This is a genomic window from Desulfobotulus sp. (assembly GCF_034006065.1).
GTDB lineage: Bacteria > Desulfobacterota > Desulfobacteria > Desulfobacterales > ASO4-4 > Desulfobotulus.
In genome coordinates, this window is record NZ_JAVETM010000005.1 from 1 (window position 1) to 17,230 (window position 17,230).

Consider the following 17,230-nt stretch of genomic DNA (forward strand, 5'->3'; position numbering starts at 1 on the left):
CTCTGGCGGAGAATGTGGCCTGCAATCTGCAAAAAGGCACTGCTGTTGCCCTGTCCCATGTCCGTTACGGCGTTGTGGACGATGAAGTGTCCTTTCACGTCCATCTCGATTTTGGCGATGGCCGCATCCCGTACCCCGCCTCCGTACCCTGCGGCATTGAAGACGGCGGCAAGGCCGGTTCCCCGGATGCAAAAGGGCGGGGCTTCTTTCTGCCATTGTCCGCGGGTCTGCCAGAGGGGATGGTTCCGGATGCCTTCAAGGCAGGCGGCAAGGCTGGTGGAGGATTCCAGCAGCACGCCTGCGCCGTTGGTATCTCCCCGGTGAAGGACATTCCGGAGGCGCAGCTCCAGGGGATCCTGCTTCAGTTTCTCCGCCAGCATGTCCATCATGGACTCAAAGGCAAAACTTACCTGACAGACCCCAAAGGCCCGCATGGCCCCCCCCGTGGGCGTATGGGTATGGACGCAGAAGCCTTCGGTGAGGGTGTGGGGAATGCGGTAGGGGCCTGCGGCGTGTTCCATGCCCAGTTCCATGACCTCCGGCCCCAGATGGGCGTAGGCGCCGGTGTCATACCAGAGCCTTGCATGGAGGCTGTGCAGGCTGCCGTCGGCCAGCGCTCCCAGACGGTAGTGCATGCGGCAGGCATGGCGCTTGTAGCCCGCCACAAAGCTTTCCTCCCTTTCCCAGTGCATTTTGACGGAACGGCCGGGGCAGTGCAGGGCCGCAAGGCCCAAGAGACACTGCACGGTGGCCCCGTCTTTTCCGCCAAACCCTCCGCCTAAGGAGGGGGCATGGATATGCACCTGCATGAAGGGAATCCCTAAGGCGTGGCTGATTTCAAAACGATCCCTGAAGGGCGACTGGGTGGAAACCTCCATGCGGAGGGTGCCGTCTTCCAGCAGACAGGCCGTACCGGCTTCCGTTTCCAGAAAACCATGGGCCTGCGCGGGTGTTTCAAACCAGCCTTCCACCACGGCGGCGCAGGCATCAAAATCGGGCTTTCCTTTTTGAATGGTGGCTTTTGCCAGCATATTGCCCGGTTTATCTTCGTGCACTAAAGGGGCATTTTCCGCCATGGCCTCATCCAGATCAAAGACACCGGGAGAGGGTTCGGCATGGATGCGGATACATGCCATGGCACTGCGGATGGCCTCTTTGTTTTCCGCAATGAGGAGGGCTACAGGATCTCCGCAGTAGCGGATGCGATCTTCCACAAGAACGGGCATGTCCTTATGGATGATGCCCTGACGGTTGGAGCCCGGCACGTCTTTGGCCGTGAGAATGGCCACGATACCGGGAATCTGTCGGGCTTTTTCCAGCTCCAGCTCCAGAAGCCGTCCGCAGGGAAGGCCTGCGCGTAAGGCCTGAGCCAGAAGCAGGTTTTTTGGGAAAAGATCCGCCGCATAGGGTTCTCTGCCGCAGGCCTTGGCTCTGGCATCGCCCCTGGGCAGGGGATGGCCGATGGCCATGGGGGAGCGGGAGGGGGGGAGAGTTTTGGCGGGCATGACTTCTCCGTATGGTTCGGGTTTGACTGTTCCTGTGATTATACTGGTTGTTTCACTTTTTGGGTCAGTCTATGTTCATTGCATCCCAGGAGCTTTGGCCGATGGTGCAGGAAAGCGCATTGAGATTCCTTTATCTGTTTTTACAGGAAGCTGCGGAGGAATAGGACCTTGGTCTGTTCCGGTTTCGTTTTTTATAGTTTCTGGAACATGATGTAGGTATCCACATACCCCAGCACAGGATGAAGATAACCCCCGGGAACCGTTCCCAGGATGCTGTAGCCGAGCTTCCGCCACAGTCTGACGGCCACGTCGTTGGAAGAAACCACCGCATTGAACTGCATGCCCTGAAACCCCTTTGCCCTGGCCATCTCCTGGGAGTGGAGGCAGAGAGCTCTGGCAATGCCCTTTCCCCTTGCCCGTGGTGCCACCATGTAGCCGCAGTTGCAGATATGGGCGCCGGGACCTGCGGCGTTGGGCTTGAGGTAATAGGTGCCAAGGATTTCTTCCCCTTCAACGGCCACATAGCTGGCCAGAGGAAGAGTACACCAGAGGGTATGGGCCTCTTCCATGTCCATATCCGGGTTCAGGGCGTAGGTTTCCTGATCCTTGAGAATTTTCTGGAAGACGGGCCAGAAGGTTTCAAAATCTTTTTTTGTCATGTCTCGGATCTGCACGTTTTTTTCTCCATGAAAATGGGGGGCGGTATTTTTTTCAGGCGGCATGAACGGCCCGACTCAGCTGGGGTTTTTTAAAGGCAGCCCCTTTCCTCCAGCACCTCTTCCAGCGCCACAGCAAAGCCTTCCATGAGGGGTTTTTCCCTTAAGGTGACGCGGATGTGGTTGGGGTAGCGGAAGCCTGTCATGGTGCGCACCATGTAGCCTTTCCGGATCAGTTTGCGGTAGGCCAGCTGATCGTTGAAGGGCAGGCCCGCAATCAGGTAGTTGCCTTCTCCTGCAATGACATCAAGTCCCATCCCTTCCAGTCGGGTTTTCAGCCAGTCTTTGGATTCTTTCACCATAAGCCTTGTTCTTGCGATGTGTTCCTGGTCATCAAAGGCAGCCATGGCCGCTTTCTGGGCCGCACTGTTGATGGAATACACGATGCGGGTGCGGCAGATGTCAAAAACCGGGTCTTTCTGGCCCATGAGGTATCCGATGCGCAGACCGGCAAGGCCGTACATCTTGGAAAAGGTTCGGAAGATGAGAAGATTCGGATGCTCATCAAGGAGGGTGAGGGCATCCGGGAAGCTCTCATCGTCCACAAATTCGCAGTAGGCCTCGTCCACCACCACCATGGCCCGGCCATCCACCGCCGCCAGAAATTTCTGTAAAGTGTCCTTGTCCCAGAAGGTGCCCGTGGGGTTGTTGGGATTGCAGATGAAAAAAATCTTGGTGCGCTCATCCATGAAGGCCAGCAGGGCTTCCGGGTCAAAGCCGTGATCCTTCATGGGTGTAAGCCTGGCTTCCACACCGGAAAATTCCGCCACCCATTCATACACGGCAAAGGTCTTGTCTGCGGTGATGATGTTGTCTCCTGCCTCGCAGTAGGCGGAAATGACAAACTGAATGATCTCGTTGGCCCCGTTGCCGCAGAGGATCTGATCCGGGGAAATGCCCAGTTTTTCGGCCATATGGCAGCGCAGGTCAAAGGCATCGCCGCTGGGATAGATGGCCATGTCCTTTGGATTGAGAGCCTTGATGGTTTCCATGGCCGCAGGGGGCGGGCCGAAGGGGTTTTCATTGTTGTTGAGGCGATGGAGAACGGGAATACCGTAGGCCGCCATGAGATAGGAATCGGGTCTGGAGGGGATATAGGGATCAATCTCCCGTATGAATTCAGGCACCAGCATGGAAGGATGTTTTTTCATGCCCTTTCTCCTTCCTGCCCCATCCGGGCTTCGAGAATGAGCAGATCGCCAAGGCTGCCGCCTCCGGGAAGCAGCAGGGTGGGAGAAAAGCCTTTTTTGGAGAGAAGGGGCAGGAGAGAGGCTTCTTCTCTTTTTGCAAGATCAAGATGCATGTCACACAAAAAGAGCCCTTCTTCCCGGAGCCAGCTTAAGTGGGCCTCAAGGTTGGCTTCCATGTCTTCTCCTGCCATGAGAAGGCGCATGCGGCATTTTTTTTCTTTTCTGTTGAGGGAGCTTGAAAAAACGCTGGGGCCTCTGGCTTCACAAAGGGGGTTTTCCATCAGGATTTTTTTTCTGGGAAGATCCTGCCGGGTTACGGCGGTGTCAATGAAGGCGGCGATGTCGGCTGTATAATGGAGAAGGCCGCCCGCATCATCGCAAAGGGGAAAATGCCAGGCCGTCTTTGTTCCGGATGGCGCATGACCGCCTGCGGGAATGTAAAATTTTTCGGGAAAGCAGTCCTCATCAAAGAGCCGTGTCAGCACACCGGAAAAGGGTTTGCGTCCCACCCGCTCCAGGCAGTGGCAGGCCAGATCCTCAGCCATGCGGGGTCTGTCTTTATCCGTGAACACAAAGGGGCCATAGCCCCGGAGGAGGCGTCCTTCTTCGGGGATGCAGAAGGCGGCTCCTGCCACCTCACCGGATTCCGTTTCCGCCAGAGCCCCGAAAAGCTGGCCCTTTTCCGTAAGGGCGGCAAGCCTTGCCGGATGAAAAGCTTTTGTATCAGGATTGATGCCTTTGATGTGATGAAAAAGCCGCTGTCCGCAGGCAGCCATGATTTCCGGTGTGGGACGGATGAGGCGGTAGAAGCGGTGGGCCTTAAGGGGGGGAGCAAGGGGAACGGGCTGGTCAAAGATCTTTTCTACGGAAAAGAGAAGATGCAGGCGACCGCTTCCGTCCCTTTCCAGGGAAAAGGCATCCACCCAGCGGCTGGCCAGAGCCAGCCCCAGGCCTGCGGCATCCCTTTCCAGATCCGGTCGCCAGGCGAGGTTGAAGGCGGAAAGATCCATGACCGAAGGCGGGCAGATGATGGCGAGTGTGATGCGATCTGCTTTGTTTAGCACCTGTATGGAGAGGGCCGTGCCTTGGGGCAGGGCAATCATCACCTCTTCCGCAGCCAGCTGCATCTTGTGACCGGCTCCTGGGGGCAGGGCTTCGTCCATGCAGTGGGCTTGGATCAAGGCCATGACTTCGGGCAGCAGGGCTGTGGAGGCCTGAATGTGAAAGGGCGTGTGGGGATTCATGGCATTCCTGAAAAATGGGTGGAAATGGGGCGCATTGATGAAGGGGGCTGGCGGACTTTCCTTCTATAGTTTTTTTGAGACGGCAAGTCCAGTCCTGGGCAGCGGGTCCGGGTTTTGAAAATGGGACTTTCATGACCATGGGAGGTGAGAAGGGGAGCCGCCTTGAAGAAGGCGCTTTCAAGAACCTTGCCTACCATGGACGCCTGCATTACCATGGCAGGCCTGACACCGGATCGGTGCCGGATGTTTCAGGGCAGACCTTCCCATGGAATGGAAGCCCGCTGAAAAAGGATGGCAAGCTGTGAGCCGAGCCCAGGACATCGCCGCCTATCTGGAGGCCCTGAAAAACTATGATCCCATCAAAGACCGCGTGGTGGCGCACCGGAAAATGCCGGGTCAGCAGGCCGCCTTTGCGTCCCTGGAGCCGCCCCTTCCCGAAGCCCTGACCCGGATGCTGGAAAGGATGGGAATTCCAGGTCTTTACACCCATCAGGCCGAGGCTGTTTCCCGTATCCGGCAAAAACAGCACACCGTGGTGGCCACCCCCACGGCCAGCGGCAAAAGCCTCACCTATACCCTTCCGGTGCTGGAGCGTTTTCTCGCCCATCCCAAGGCAAAAGCCCTCTATCTTTTTCCCCTGAAAGCCCTGGCCCAGGATCAGAAGGAAACCCTGGAATCCATGGTCATGCACATGGGAATGCTCAATCCGCCGGAGGTGGCCGTGTATGACGGGGACACCTCTTCCCACCACAGGGCGAAAATCCGTCGGCATCCCCCCGCCGTTCTCATCAGCAATCCGGAAATGCTGCACCTTGCCCTTCTGCCCTTCCATGAAAAATGGGCGGAATTCTTTGCAGGCCTTGAAACCGTTGTGGTGGATGAGGTGCATACCCTGAGGGGGGTGATGGGTTCCCACATGGCCTGGGTTTTCCGGAGGCTTCTCCGTATCTGCCGCCATTACGGGGCGAACCCCACCTTTATTTTCTGTTCCGCCACCATTGAGGCCCCCGAAGAGCTTGCCTCAAAACTCACGGGCCTGCCGGTCTGCTGTGTGACCGGCTCCGGGGCTGCTTCTCCGGACAAGCATTTTCTCCTGCTCGATGGCCTGGATGCGGGAAGCCGCATGGTGCTGGATCTCATCCATGCGGCCCTGCACCGGGGATTCAGAACCCTGGTGTACTGCCAGAGCCGCAAGATGACGGAGCTGGTGGCCCTCTGGGCCAATGGGCTTTCCGGAACCTTCAGGGGCAGGATTGCCGCTTACCGTGCGGGCTTTCTGCCCGAAGACCGGCGGGAGATTGAAAAAAAGATGGGCTCTGGCGAGCTTCTGGCCGTGGTGTCCACCTCGGCCTTAGAGATGGGCATTGATATCGGCGCTCTGGATCTCTGCATTCTGGTGGGCTATCCGGGTACGGTCATGGCCACCTGGCAGCGGGCGGGCCGGGTGGGCCGCAGGGATCGGGAGGCCGCTGTGCTGCTCATCGGCGGGGAGGATGCCCTGGACCGCTTCATGCTGCGCCATCCCGATGTGTTTTTTGCCATGCCGCCGGAAAGGGCGGTGATCCATCCGCTCAATCCCGTGATCGCAGGCAGGCATCTGGCCTGTAGCGCTGCGGAACTGCCCCTTTATGGCGAGGATCCCTTTCTTGATGAGGTGAGGCCCCTTCTGCCCCGCATCCTGAAACAGGGCGATGTGCTGGAAAGCGCTGAGGGGGCGCTGCTTTTGTCTCCTTTGAAGTATCCCCACAGGGGGGTGCATCTGCGGGGCGGGGGCAGTCCCCTTGTGATCATGGAAGGGGAGAGGATCATTGGCGAGTCCGATGTGTACCGCGCCCTGCGGGAGGCCCATCCCGGAGCGGTTTATATCCACGGTGGTCAGCATTACCTTGTGGAGGATCTGGATCTCACCAAAGGAAAGGTGGTGGTGCGCAGGGAAAGGGTGCCCTACTTCACTCGCACACGGGCCTTCAAGGAAACCCGGATTCTGGAGATCCTTGAAACCCGTCAGGTGGGAGGCTCTCGGGTGGGGTTCTGCCGTCTGGAGGTAACGGATCAGGTGACGGGATATGAAAAAAGGCTGGTGAAGGGCCAGCGTTTTCTCGGGGTGGAGCCTCTGGATCTGCCGCCCCAGTCCTTTGAAACCGAGGGCATCTGGATTGAGATTCCCGAATCCGTGGAGAAACTGCTTGTGGAGAGAGAGATGCACTTCATGGGCGGTATTCATGCCCTGGAACATGCGGCCATCGGCATTCTGCCCCTTGTGGTCATGTGCGACAGAAACGATCTGGGCGGGATCTCCCAGCCCTTCCATCCCCAGGTGGGCCGGGGCTGCGTGTTCATCTATGATGGCGTGGCTGGGGGAATTGGTCTTTGCCGGGAGGCCTTTTTCAAGGCGGAAGTGCTTCTTTCCCGCACCCTGGATCTGGTGACGGGCTGCGCCTGTGAAAGCGGGTGCCCGGCCTGTGTGCATTCCCCCAAATGCGGTTCCGGCAACCGCCCCATAGACAAGCATGCCGCAGGCTTTCTGCTGAAGGCCCTCCTTGCCCCCCCTGTTTTCCCCCTGCCTCCCCTGCCTGAGCTTCCGGAACTCCGGGAGCCCGCTGCTGTCTTCGGGGGCCGGTATCTGGTTTTGGATCTTGAAACCAGGAAATCTGCGGAAGAGGTGGGCGGATGGCAGAAGGCAGAGCGCATGGAGGTGAGCTGCGTTGTGGTGTATGATTCGGCTCTGGATGATTGCATCACCTTTCTTGCCGAAGACATGGAGGAGCTGGTTTTTTTGCTGAAACAGGCTGACCTAGTGGTGGGTTTCAACATTCTCCGTTTTGATTACAGGGTATTGAAGGGCTATACCGCCTTTGATTTTGCCTCCCTTCCCACCCTGGATCTTCTTGTCCGGGTTCAGGACCGGCTGGGGTATCGTCTTTCCCTCAACCATCTGGGCCAGGAGACTTTGGGTGCGGAAAAAAGTGCCGATGGTCTTCTGGCGCTGAAATGGTGGAAGGAGGGAAAGATCCGGGAAATCATCGCCTACTGCCGTCAGGATGTGCTGCTGACACGGGATCTTTACCGACATGGTCTGGAAAAGGGCTATCTTTTGTTCCGGAACAAGGCCGGACACCGGGTACGGCTGCCTGTGGATTTTTCCGCCTGAGGGGCAAGGTTTCGGTAAAATCTGCTTTTCTCCCTTTCTTGACAAGAATTTTTTGGGCCTTATCTTCTTGCCAACTTCATCGGGACCTGATGAAAGAGAAGGTAGTGAATAAGAAAGCTTTTTGATTCAGACGGTTTATATAGGGTCTCTCTGGTGTTCTTCTGATTTTAAAGTCAAGATTCAAATGACTTTTAAAGAAAAATTCCGGGGCTGGCCGTTCATGAAGGGCATGCAGGCCATACTTCCCATGCCCTTTTTCGTGGAAAAAATCCTGGCTCTGAAACGGGTGCGCTTCAAAGGAAACGAGTGAGAGAAAAGATCATGGAAAACAAGGCCGAAATGAATGCCACGGAGGAAAGTACGGTGACAGGGGAAACGCCCGTCAGTACAGCAGCGGACGGGGTTTCTGAAACTCTGGGCCCAGAGACCGCGGGCGAGGGTGCAGCTCTTCGGAAAGAAGAGGAGATCGAGGCCGTGACAAAGGAAGCGCCTGAGTCAGAACCGGGCCCGAATGCCATCCAGGCGATGGAAGCAAAGCTTGCGGAAACCGAGGTTGCCCTCAAGACCGCAACGGACCGCTACATGCGGACTGTGGCGGAGCTGGACAACTTTAAAAAGAGAACGGCCCGGGAGACCGAGGAGTTTCGGAAATACGCCAACACGGCCCTTGTCCAGAAACTGCTTCCCGCTCTGGACAATATGGAAAGGGCCATGGATTCCGCAGGAAGTCCGGCAGCGGGGGCTTCCGCCATCCTGGAAGGTCTCCGGATGACGCTTGCGGATATTCTGAAAGTATTTGGGGAGTTTCATGTAAAACCTGTGGAAGCCGAAGGCAAACCCTTTGATCCTGTGTACCACATGGCTGTGGCCCATGAGGAAACGGATGCAGCGGATCCGGATACCGTGATCCGCGTATTTCAGAAGGGCTATATCATGCACGACAGACTGATACGTCCGGCTATGGTCTCAGTGGCCAAGGCCAGAACGGTTCCCGCCGAACAGGACGGAAACAGCGCAGCGGAATAAGGCGTTTCAGTCTGTGGGAACCGATTCGTATAAATAAGGAGAGAAAAGATTATGGGTAAGATTATTGGTATTGATCTCGGAACCACCAACTCTTGCGTGGCCATCATGGAAGCCGGAGAACCCAAGGTCATCGCCAACACCGAAGGCGGCCGCACCACACCTTCCATCGTTGCTGTAACGGGTTCCGGTGAGCGTCTTGTGGGGCAGCCCGCCAAGCGTCAGGCCATTACCAACCCGGAAAACACCATTTTTGGGGTGAAACGCCTCATTGGTCGTAAATTCACTTCCGCTGCCGTGCAGAAGGATAAAACCGTTCTGCCTTATCATATTGAAGCTGCGGACAATGGGGATGTACGGGTAAAACTTCAGGACAAGAAGGTAAGCCCTGCGGAGGTGTCCTCCTATATCCTCGCCTATATCAAAAAAGTGGCGGAAGACTACCTCGGAGAACCGGTAACTGACGCAGTTATCACCGTTCCCGCCTATTTCGATGACAGCCAGCGTCAGGCCACCAAAGATGCGGGCACCATTGCAGGGCTTAATGTAAAGCGTATCATCAACGAGCCCACGGCCGCCTCCCTGGCCTATGGCCTTGACAAGAAATCCGATGAAAAAATTGCGGTTTTTGACCTGGGTGGGGGTACCTTTGACGTCTCCATCCTTGAGATCGGGGACGGGGTCTTTGAGGTGAAGGCCACCAACGGCGACACCCACCTGGGCGGTGAAGACTTTGACAACCGCATCATTGATCATCTGGCCGATACCTTCCGCAAGGAGCAGGGCATTGATTTAAGAAAGGACAAGATGGCTCTGCAGCGCCTTAAGGAAGCTGCGGAAAAGGCCAAGATCGAGCTGTCCTCTTCCATGGAAACGGAAGTGAACCTGCCCTTTATCACAGCCGATGCCTCAGGACCCAAGCACCTTCAGATCCGGCTTTCCCGTTCCAAGCTGGAGTCCCTTGTGGCGGATCTTCTTGATAAGCTGGAAGCCCCCTGCATTCAGGCCATGAAAGATGCGGGTATTTCTGCTTCGAAAATTGATGAGGTGGTGCTGGTGGGCGGCATGACCCGTATGCCTGCGGTGCAGGAACGGGTGAAAAAAATCTTCGGGAAAGAGCCCCACAAGGGCGTGAACCCCGATGAGGTGGTGGCCATTGGTGCGGCCATTCAGGCGGGTGTGCTCCAGGGCGATGTGAAGGATGTGCTCCTTCTTGACGTAACGCCCCTTTCCCTCGGTATCGAGACCCTGGGCGGGGTCATGACCCGTCTCATTGAGCGCAACACCACCATTCCCACCAAGAAGAGCCAGGTCTTTTCCACGGCTGCGGACAACCAGCCTGCCGTGTCCATCCATGTGCTTCAGGGGGAGCGGGAGATGGCCAGAGACAACAAGACCCTCGGCAATTTTGAGCTGCGGGATCTTCCTCCGGCACCCAGGGGCGTTCCCCAGATCGAGGTGGGATTTGACATTGATGCCAACGGCATTGTCCATGTGTCTGCCAAGGATCTGGGAACGGGCAAGGAGCAGTCCATCAAGATCACTTCTTCGAGCGGTCTTTCCAAGGATGACATTGAGCGCCTTGTGAAAGAGGCGGAGATGCATTCCGATGAGGACAAGAAGAGAAGGGAGTTGGTGGAAGCCAGAAACACGGCGGACAGCATGATCTACCAGACCGAAAAATCCCTGAAGGACATGGGCGACAAGGTGGATGCGGAAACCCGTGCCGGTATCAGCTCCGCCATTGAGGACCTCAAAAAAGCCATGGAAGGGGAGAATACGGAAGACATCAAGGCCAGGACCGAGGCCCTGACCCAGGCATCCCACAAGCTGGCCGAAGCCATGTATCAGCAGCAGGCGGCCGGTGCGGCGGGTGCGGATTCTGGCCCGGAAGAGCCTGCCCCTGCCCAGGATGATGATGTGGTGGATGCGGATTTTGAGGAAGTTAAGACGGACAAGAAGTAGGTCTGTGAGAGAAGAAATGTGAGACAAAGGGGCCGGGTCTTTCTGGTCTTCTGATAAATGCTTAAAAAAACATCCGCTTTCCCTGAACAGGGAGGGCGGATGTTTTTATTGGTGTTTTTGAGATGAAGCCAGGCGGAGAAAGGGATGGGAGCAGGGTTTCATCGGGGCGTAAAAGGGTTGATCTTACGGTGTGTGCAGATTATTGTGCCCCATTACCCGATACGGGCAACGTGTTATTCAAGGAAGGAAAAGAGAGCGGATCATGCAGTTAATTACGGAGATTCTCGCAGCAAACGCCCGGAATTTTCCGGATGGCCTTGCCCTGGTGGAGCGGATTCCTGAAACTGGGAAACGGACGCATCTTACCTGGGCTGAATTTTATAAAGAGAGCCTGCGCCTTTCCCGGGCCCTGCGTCTGAGGGGCTATTCCAGAGGGGAAAAGGTGGTGCATCTCATGACCAACTGCCTGGAATGGCTTCCTTATTATTTTGGTATTCTGGATTCCGGTGCCTGGGCTGTGCCTTTGAATTTCCGATTTCTGGCGGATAAGATTCTCCGCTGCACCCTGCAGGCCGAGGCCAGGGTCATGATTTTTGGGCCGGAGTTTGTGGATCGCATTCGGGCGGTGAAACCGGAGCTGGATACGGTGGTGGAGCTTTACGTCTTTTCCGGACCGGAAGAGATGCGTCCCCGTTTTGCCATGCCCATGCAGGCCCTGCTTGCCGAAGGCGATGGCGAAGCCGCGGGGCGGTTGCGACCCGTGCCACTGGAGCCCGATGATGAGGCGGCTCTCTATTTCACATCTGGCACCACGGGAGACCCCAAAGGCGTTTTGCTCACCCACGGTAACCTCGCCTTTGCCTGCGAGGTGGAGCATCGGCATCATCAGCAGACTTCCGAAGATGTTTTTCTTTGCATTCCCCCCCTATACCACACAGGGGCCAAGATGCACTGGTTTGGTTCTTTCAAGGTGGCGGCCCCCTCCGTACTCCTGAAGGGGGTATCACCCCGCTGGATCCTGGAAGCGGTGAGCGAGGAAAAGGCCAGCATTGTCTGGCTTCTCGTGCCCTGGGCCCATGACATCCTCCATGCCATTGAGTCCGGTGAGCTGAAGCTTGAGGACTACGATCTTTCCCGCTGGCGGCTCATGCACATCGGTGCTCAGCCGGTCCCGCCCAGCCTGGTGCAGCGTTGGCGCAGGATTTTTCCCCATCACGCCTATGATACCAACTATGGGCTCACAGAAGCCACAGGTCCCGGATGTGTGCATCTGGGAATGGAGAATATCCATAAGGTGGGAGCCATCGGCATTCCGGGTTGGGGATGGGAGTGCCGGATTGTGGACCGCAAAATGGAGGATGTGCCCTTTGGAGAACCGGGTGAGCTTCTGGTCCGTGGAGGAGGCATGATGCGGGAATATTACAGAAATCCCAAGGAAACGGGCAAAAGCATCAAAAACGGTTGGCTCTGCACAGGAGATATCGCCCGTCAGGACAAAGATGGTTTTTACTGGCTTCTGGATCGCAAGAAGGATCTTGTCATTACGGGGGGCGAGAATGTCTACCCCGTGGAGGTGGAAAACTATCTGATCCGCCATGAAAAGATTCAGGATGTGGCCATTATCGGAACACCGGATGAGCGTCTGGGGGAGCTGGTGACCGCGGTGATTCAGGTAAAGCCTGGTATGGAGATGGGCGAGGAAGAGGTGCGATCTTACTGCCTCGGCATGCCCCGGTACCGCAGGCCCAGAATTGTGCATTTTGGAGAAGTGCCGAGAAATCCCACAGGCAAAATTGAAAAACCCCTGCTTCGGAAAAGGTATGCAGGGATTTATTCAAGCTTCCGACGGGACTGAAAAACCCTGAAACGAAAAAAGGATATGGAAACAGGTTCCATATCCTTTTCTGAGTCTCTGTGAGAACATCCCCGCTTAAAAAGAGAAAAAGCGGGGATGCTTTTTTTTATTGACCAGCGCCCGTGGCAGCGGCGTGGGTCTTGATGGCGACTTTCTCGGTCAGGCCTGCATAGTATTCGCGCAGGATGTCGAGAACTTCGTCACGGCCGAAGTGATCGGCAATGGGAGCACCTTCGGAAAGGCCTTTACGCAGCATGGTGCCGGAAAGGATAACGCGGTCTTCCTTGCCGTGGGGGCAGGTACGCAGAGAGGCCATACCGTCGCACTTGAGGCAGTAGAAGGTCCAGTCGATTTTGAGAGGCATGCACTTAAGGGCTTTGCCGTCTTCGGTGGGGTAGGGGATCTTGTCGAAGATGGTCTGGGCTTCGAACATGCCGTAGAAGTCGCCTACACCAGCGTGGTCACGGCCAATGATCATGCGGGATACGCCGTAGTTCTGACGGAAGGTGGCATGGAGCAGACCTTCGCGGGGACCGGCATAGCGCATATCCAGGGGATAACCGCCCTGAAGTACGTTTTCTTTTACAAAGTACTTGTCCACCAGGGTGTCAATGCATCTTACGCGAACGCGGGCGGGAATGTCGCCGGGCTTCAGGTTACCAACGAGGGAGTGGATGAACACGCCGTCGCAGACTTCCACAGCGATTTTTGCAAGGTATTCGTGGGAACGGTGCATGGGGTTGCGGAGCTGAAGGGCAGCAACATCGCTCCAGCCGCGTTCTTCAAAGATGGCGCGGGCCTGGGCGGGGGAAAGGTATACACCTTTGTAACGCTCAGGATAGATGCCTTCGGAGAGTACTTTCACGGGGCCGGCCAGGTTGAAGTCTTTCTGACCCATTACCATCTGAACACCGGGGTGATCTTCTTCGGCGATCTTCCAGAATTCTTCGGCGGTCTTGGTGCCTTCGCCCATGAATACTTTTTCACATTCCCAGCGCTTCTTGGCTTCGGTCATTTCGAATTTTTCGGTGACCTTCATGGTGGCCATGATTTCGCCAGCAGCGGTAACCAGGGCAATTTCTTCGCCGTCTTTGATGGCTTGGGCATCAGCCTTGTCAGCGGAGAGGGTTACGGGGATGGGCCAGAAGGTGCCGTCGGCCATAAGGAAGTTTTCGCAAACGCCTTTCCAGTCTGCTTCGGTCATGAAGCCGGTAAGGGGGGAGAAACCACCGATACCCATCATGATGAGGTCACCTTCTTCACGGGGGGTGATGGTGACTTTTTTCAGGCCAGCAGCTTTTGCCAGTTCGGCTTCCTTGGCTGCGCCTTCCAGCAGGCAGCAGGTAAGACCTTTTCCACCATGGGGGGCTACAAGTTTAGACATGCGTTCCACTCCTTTTTCTGGGGTATTAGGGGTATATATGGTGCGATCCGAAGTTGCCCCATTGGGCAACCATTCATTTCTTCTAAGCTTGCCTGCTTAATAAGAAAGCGGACTTTTGTCAAGGTCAGAAATCCTGGATGAAGCGCTTAATCTTGGTTTTACGGGCTTTTTTTGTCGTTTTGTCATGGCGGGAAGGGCTGATTGATTCCTGAAAATTCTGATTTGGCTCCGAACATCTGCGGATCGGAAGCAGGATGCTGGGGGATTGGGAATGAACCGATGGTTTTTTATTTTTATCCTTGTCATGGCGCGGAGAAAGGGATTGAAACGGCCGCAGGTATCCAGTACATAACAGCCGATATGGTTGCGGTAAGGAAAAAAATAAAAGGGGGAAGGGGGCGTGGGAGAGGCCTCTTTCCTTGCCCGGCAGGGGATGGTGGCTTTCTTTGCCCCTGATAAAATTAAGAATCTGGTTTCCGGGTCCATGGCGTCTGTCTGGGCCGGAATTTTTCACTACGGTTGTGTTCCGGCGCATGCAGATGCCGCCGGGTCTAGGAAAGGATACCCATGCTGGAAGCATACCGGAGTCATGTGGCCAAGAGAGCAGAGGAAGGGATTCCCCCTCTGCCTCTGGACGCGGCCCAGGCCGGGGCCCTTTGCGCCCTTTTGATTTCTCCTCCTCCGGGAGAGGAAGCCTTTTTACTTTCCCTGCTGCAGGATCGGATTTCTCCGGGGGTGGATCCGGCGGCGCAGGTGAAAGCGGATTTTCTTGCGGATCTCGCCTTCGAGAGAAAGCGATCCCCCCTTTTGTCTCCCATGGAAGCCGTGCGGCTTTTGGGGACCATGCGGGGCGGGTACAATGTGCGGCATCTGATGGCACTTCTTTCCCATGAAAAATACGGAGATGCTGCGGCCGAGGCCCTGGCCGGAACCCTTCTGGTGCTGGATGTTTTTGAGGACATCGCCCGTATGGCAAGAACCCTGGATCCAGCGCGCAGGGTGCTGGAATCCTGGGCCGCGGCGGACTGGTTTATGGGTCGGACGGTTGTACCGGAATTTGTGGACTGCACGGTGTTTAAGGTGGACGGAGAGATCAATACGGATGATTTTTCTCCGGCCGGGGAAGCCTGGAGTCGGCCGGACATTCCCCTCCATGCCCTTTCCATGCTGCGTTCCCGTATGGAAAAACCCCTGGATCAGATGGCGGCGTTGAAGACCAAGGGGCTGCCCCTGGTTTTTGTGGGCGACGTGGTGGGTACGGGCTCTTCCCGGAAATCCGCCACCAATTCCCTGCTCTGGCACATTGGTGAAGACATTCCCTTTGTGCCCAACAAGCGCCAGGGCGGGGTGGTTTTGGGTGGCAAGATTGCCCCCATCTTTTTCAATACCCTGGAGGATTCCGGCGCCCTTCCCATTGAATGCGATGTCACGGGTCTTTTCATGGGCCAGAAGATCCGTATTTATCCCCATGCGGGACGCATTGAGGATGAAGGAGGCAGGGTTCTCAGCCGCTTTTCCCTGAAAACGCCGGTGCTTCTGGATGGGATGAGGGCTGGGGGCCGCATTCCCCTGATTGTGGGGCGCACCCTGACGACCAAAGCGGCCAGAGCCCTGGGCCTGCCGGAGACAAAAGGGATCTTCCAGCAGGGGCTTCAGCCCGAAGACACGGGCAAGGGCTACACCCAGGCCCAGAAGATCATCGGAAAGGCCTCGGGCCTTGCGGGTGTGCGGCCGGGAATGTACTGCGAGCCTGTGATGCATACCGTGGGCTCTCAGGATACCACGGGACCCATGACCCGGGATGAATTGACAGAGCTTGCCTGCCTGCGTTTTGGTGCGGATCTTGTGATGCAGAGTTTCTGCCACACGGCGGCCTACCCGAGAAGTGTGGACATTAAAATGCATGAGACCCTTCCGGGCTTCATGACCGCACGGGGCGGGGTGGCGCTGAAGCCCGGAGACGGGGTGATTCACTCCTGGCTGAATCGCATGCTCCTGCCCGATACCCTGGGAACGGGCGGAGATTCCCATACCCGTTTTCCCGTTGGGCTGAGCTTTCCCGCAGGTTCAGGCCTTGTGGCCTTTGCCGCAGCCATGGGAACCATGCCTCTCGATGTGCCCGAATCCGTACTGGTGCGTTTCAGGGGAACGCGAAAGCCTGGCATTACCCTGCGGGATCTGGTGAATGCCATTCCCCTTGTTGCCATCCGGGAAGGCCTTCTGACGGTGGAAAAAGCGGGAAAGAAGAATGTCTTTTCTGGCAGGATCCTTGAAATAGAGGGGCTTGAAGATCTGGAAGTGGAAGAAGCCTTTGAGCTGACGGATGCATCCGCTGAGCGTTCCGCTGCGGCGAGCTGTATTCGTCTCAACCCGGACAAGGTTGCAGCTTATATGCGCTCTTCCGCCGTTTTGCTTCGCAACCTTGCCCGCGAAGGCTATGGCGATGCCCAGACCCTGGAGCGCAGGGCTGCGGCCATGGAGGCGTGGTGTGAAAGGCCCGTGCTGCTGGAGGCGGATGCGGATGCCGAATATGCGGCGGTTCTTGAGATTGATATGGATGCCATTACCGAGCCCATTCTGGCCTGCCCCAATGATCCCGACGATGTGCGTCTTCTTTCCGAAGTGGCGGGAGAAGCCATTCAGGAGGTCTTTATCGGCTCCTGCATGACCCATATCGGACATTTCCGGGCTGCGGCCGCCCTTCTGGATGGCAAGGCCCATCTGCCCGCAAGGCTCTGGATCTGCCCGCCCACGCGCCTGGACGCGGATCAGCTGCACAAAGAGGGACTTTACAATGTTCTGGGAAGGTCAGGCGCGCGCATGGAAATTCCCGGTTGTTCCCTGTGCATGGGGAACCAGGCCCGCATAGCCGCAGGAACCACGGCGCTTTCTACCTCCACGCGGAACTTTCCGGACCGTATGGGAGACAAAACCCGGGTTTTCCTCGGATCTGCGGAGCTGGCCGCCATCACAGCGGTTCTTGGCGAGCTTCCGGATCCGGCGCTGTACTTCAAGGTGATGGAAGAGCGGGTCATGGGCAGGGAAGAAAAACTTTACCGTTGCCTGCGGTTTGAAGATTGAGATCTGCACTTTTTTGGTATTTTGAGCGTTGTTGAGGCGGGCTTTGGATTTTTGCAGGATACAAAGCCAGATCAAGGATATGGGTAAGAATCAAAAAGAGTCCTCCTTTCTTTAAG

12 protein-coding genes are annotated in these 17,230 nt (G+C 56.5%); 7 read left to right on the forward strand and 5 right to left on the reverse strand.

Features of this window, described 5'->3' with window-relative positions; translation table 11 throughout:
* The 4 genes from RBR60_RS03575 to RBR60_RS03590 all read right to left on the reverse strand — a co-directional run.
* The coding region (locus RBR60_RS03575) for a xanthine dehydrogenase family protein (protein WP_320354503.1) at positions 1 to 1,505 on the reverse strand (1,505 nt) is incomplete at its 3' end.
* 191 nt (positions 1,506 to 1,696) lie between these two features.
* On the reverse strand, positions 1,697 to 2,179 hold the full coding sequence (locus tag RBR60_RS03580; protein WP_320354504.1) for a GNAT family N-acetyltransferase: 483 nt from the start codon (positions 2,177 to 2,179) through the stop codon (positions 1,697 to 1,699).
* Positions 2,180 to 2,253: 74 nt separating this feature from the next.
* Positions 2,254 to 3,372 (reverse strand): histidinol-phosphate transaminase, encoded by a 1,119-nt coding sequence (gene hisC, locus RBR60_RS03585; RefSeq protein WP_320354505.1) that lies wholly within the window; start codon positions 3,370 to 3,372, stop codon positions 2,254 to 2,256.
* Positions 3,369 to 4,655: a hypothetical protein gene (locus RBR60_RS03590; protein ID WP_320354506.1), complete on the reverse strand. Its 1,287-nt coding sequence runs from the start codon at positions 4,653 to 4,655 to the stop codon at positions 3,369 to 3,371. The genes hisC and RBR60_RS03590 overlap by 4 nt, the downstream gene beginning before the upstream one ends.
* Positions 4,656 to 4,786: 131 nt before the next feature.
* On the opposite strand from RBR60_RS03590, the gene RBR60_RS03595 reads away from it, so the two are divergent.
* From RBR60_RS03595 to RBR60_RS03620, 6 genes are all read left to right on the forward strand, one after another.
* Positions 4,787 to 4,960, forward strand: a complete 174-nt coding sequence (locus RBR60_RS03595; protein ID WP_320354507.1) for a hypothetical protein — start codon at positions 4,787 to 4,789, stop codon at positions 4,958 to 4,960.
* Positions 4,957 to 7,806, forward strand: coding sequence for a DEAD/DEAH box helicase (locus tag RBR60_RS03600; protein ID WP_320354508.1), 2,850 nt, complete (start codon positions 4,957 to 4,959; stop codon positions 7,804 to 7,806). Before RBR60_RS03595 ends, RBR60_RS03600 begins: the two co-directional genes overlap by 4 nt.
* A 184-nt stretch (positions 7,807 to 7,990) precedes the next feature.
* Entirely contained in the window at positions 7,991 to 8,116 is a 126-nt protein-coding gene (locus RBR60_RS03605) for a hypothetical protein (protein ID WP_320354509.1), read from the forward strand.
* Positions 8,113 to 8,832, forward strand: a complete 720-nt coding sequence (gene grpE, locus RBR60_RS03610) for a nucleotide exchange factor GrpE (protein WP_320354510.1) — start codon at positions 8,113 to 8,115, stop codon at positions 8,830 to 8,832. The genes RBR60_RS03605 and grpE overlap by 4 nt, the downstream gene beginning before the upstream one ends.
* A 51-nt stretch (positions 8,833 to 8,883) precedes the next feature.
* Complete coding sequence (dnaK, locus tag RBR60_RS03615; RefSeq protein ID WP_320354511.1) at positions 8,884 to 10,794, forward strand: molecular chaperone DnaK; 1,911 nt, start codon at positions 8,884 to 8,886, stop codon at positions 10,792 to 10,794.
* 262 nt (positions 10,795 to 11,056) lie between these two features.
* On the forward strand, positions 11,057 to 12,649 hold the full coding sequence (locus RBR60_RS03620; RefSeq protein ID WP_320354512.1) for a class I adenylate-forming enzyme family protein: 1,593 nt from the start codon (positions 11,057 to 11,059) through the stop codon (positions 12,647 to 12,649).
* A gap of 106 nt (positions 12,650 to 12,755) precedes the next feature.
* Here RBR60_RS03620 and sat read toward each other — a convergent pair whose 3' ends face one another.
* Complete coding sequence (gene sat, locus RBR60_RS03625) at positions 12,756 to 14,033, reverse strand: sulfate adenylyltransferase (protein ID WP_320354513.1); 1,278 nt, start codon at positions 14,031 to 14,033, stop codon at positions 12,756 to 12,758.
* 567 nt (positions 14,034 to 14,600) lie between these two features.
* On the opposite strand from sat, the gene acnB reads away from it, so the two are divergent.
* Positions 14,601 to 17,114 (forward strand): bifunctional aconitate hydratase 2/2-methylisocitrate dehydratase, encoded by a 2,514-nt coding sequence (gene acnB / locus RBR60_RS03630; protein ID WP_320354514.1) that lies wholly within the window; start codon positions 14,601 to 14,603, stop codon positions 17,112 to 17,114.
* Positions 17,115 to 17,230: the final 116 nt, after the last annotated feature.

Excerpts from the sequence above, each read along its gene's own strand:
- hisC (WP_320354505.1), bottom strand. The coding sequence starts at position 3,372 with ATGAAAAAACATCCTTCCATGCTGGTGCCTGAATTCATACGGGAGATT.
- RBR60_RS03590 (WP_320354506.1), bottom strand. The coding sequence starts at position 4,655 with ATGAATCCCCACACGCCCTTTCACATTCAGGCCTCCACAGCCCTGCTG.
- RBR60_RS03595 (WP_320354507.1), top strand. The coding sequence starts at position 4,787 with ATGACCATGGGAGGTGAGAAGGGGAGCCGCCTTGAAGAAGGCGCTTTC.
- RBR60_RS03605 (WP_320354509.1), top strand. The coding sequence starts at position 7,991 with ATGACTTTTAAAGAAAAATTCCGGGGCTGGCCGTTCATGAAGGGCATG.
- dnaK (WP_320354511.1), top strand. The coding sequence starts at position 8,884 with ATGGGTAAGATTATTGGTATTGATCTCGGAACCACCAACTCTTGCGTG.
- RBR60_RS03620 (WP_320354512.1), top strand. The coding sequence starts at position 11,057 with ATGCAGTTAATTACGGAGATTCTCGCAGCAAACGCCCGGAATTTTCCG.
- sat (WP_320354513.1), bottom strand. The coding sequence starts at position 14,033 with ATGTCTAAACTTGTAGCCCCCCATGGTGGAAAAGGTCTTACCTGCTGC.
- acnB (WP_320354514.1), top strand. The coding sequence starts at position 14,601 with ATGCTGGAAGCATACCGGAGTCATGTGGCCAAGAGAGCAGAGGAAGGG.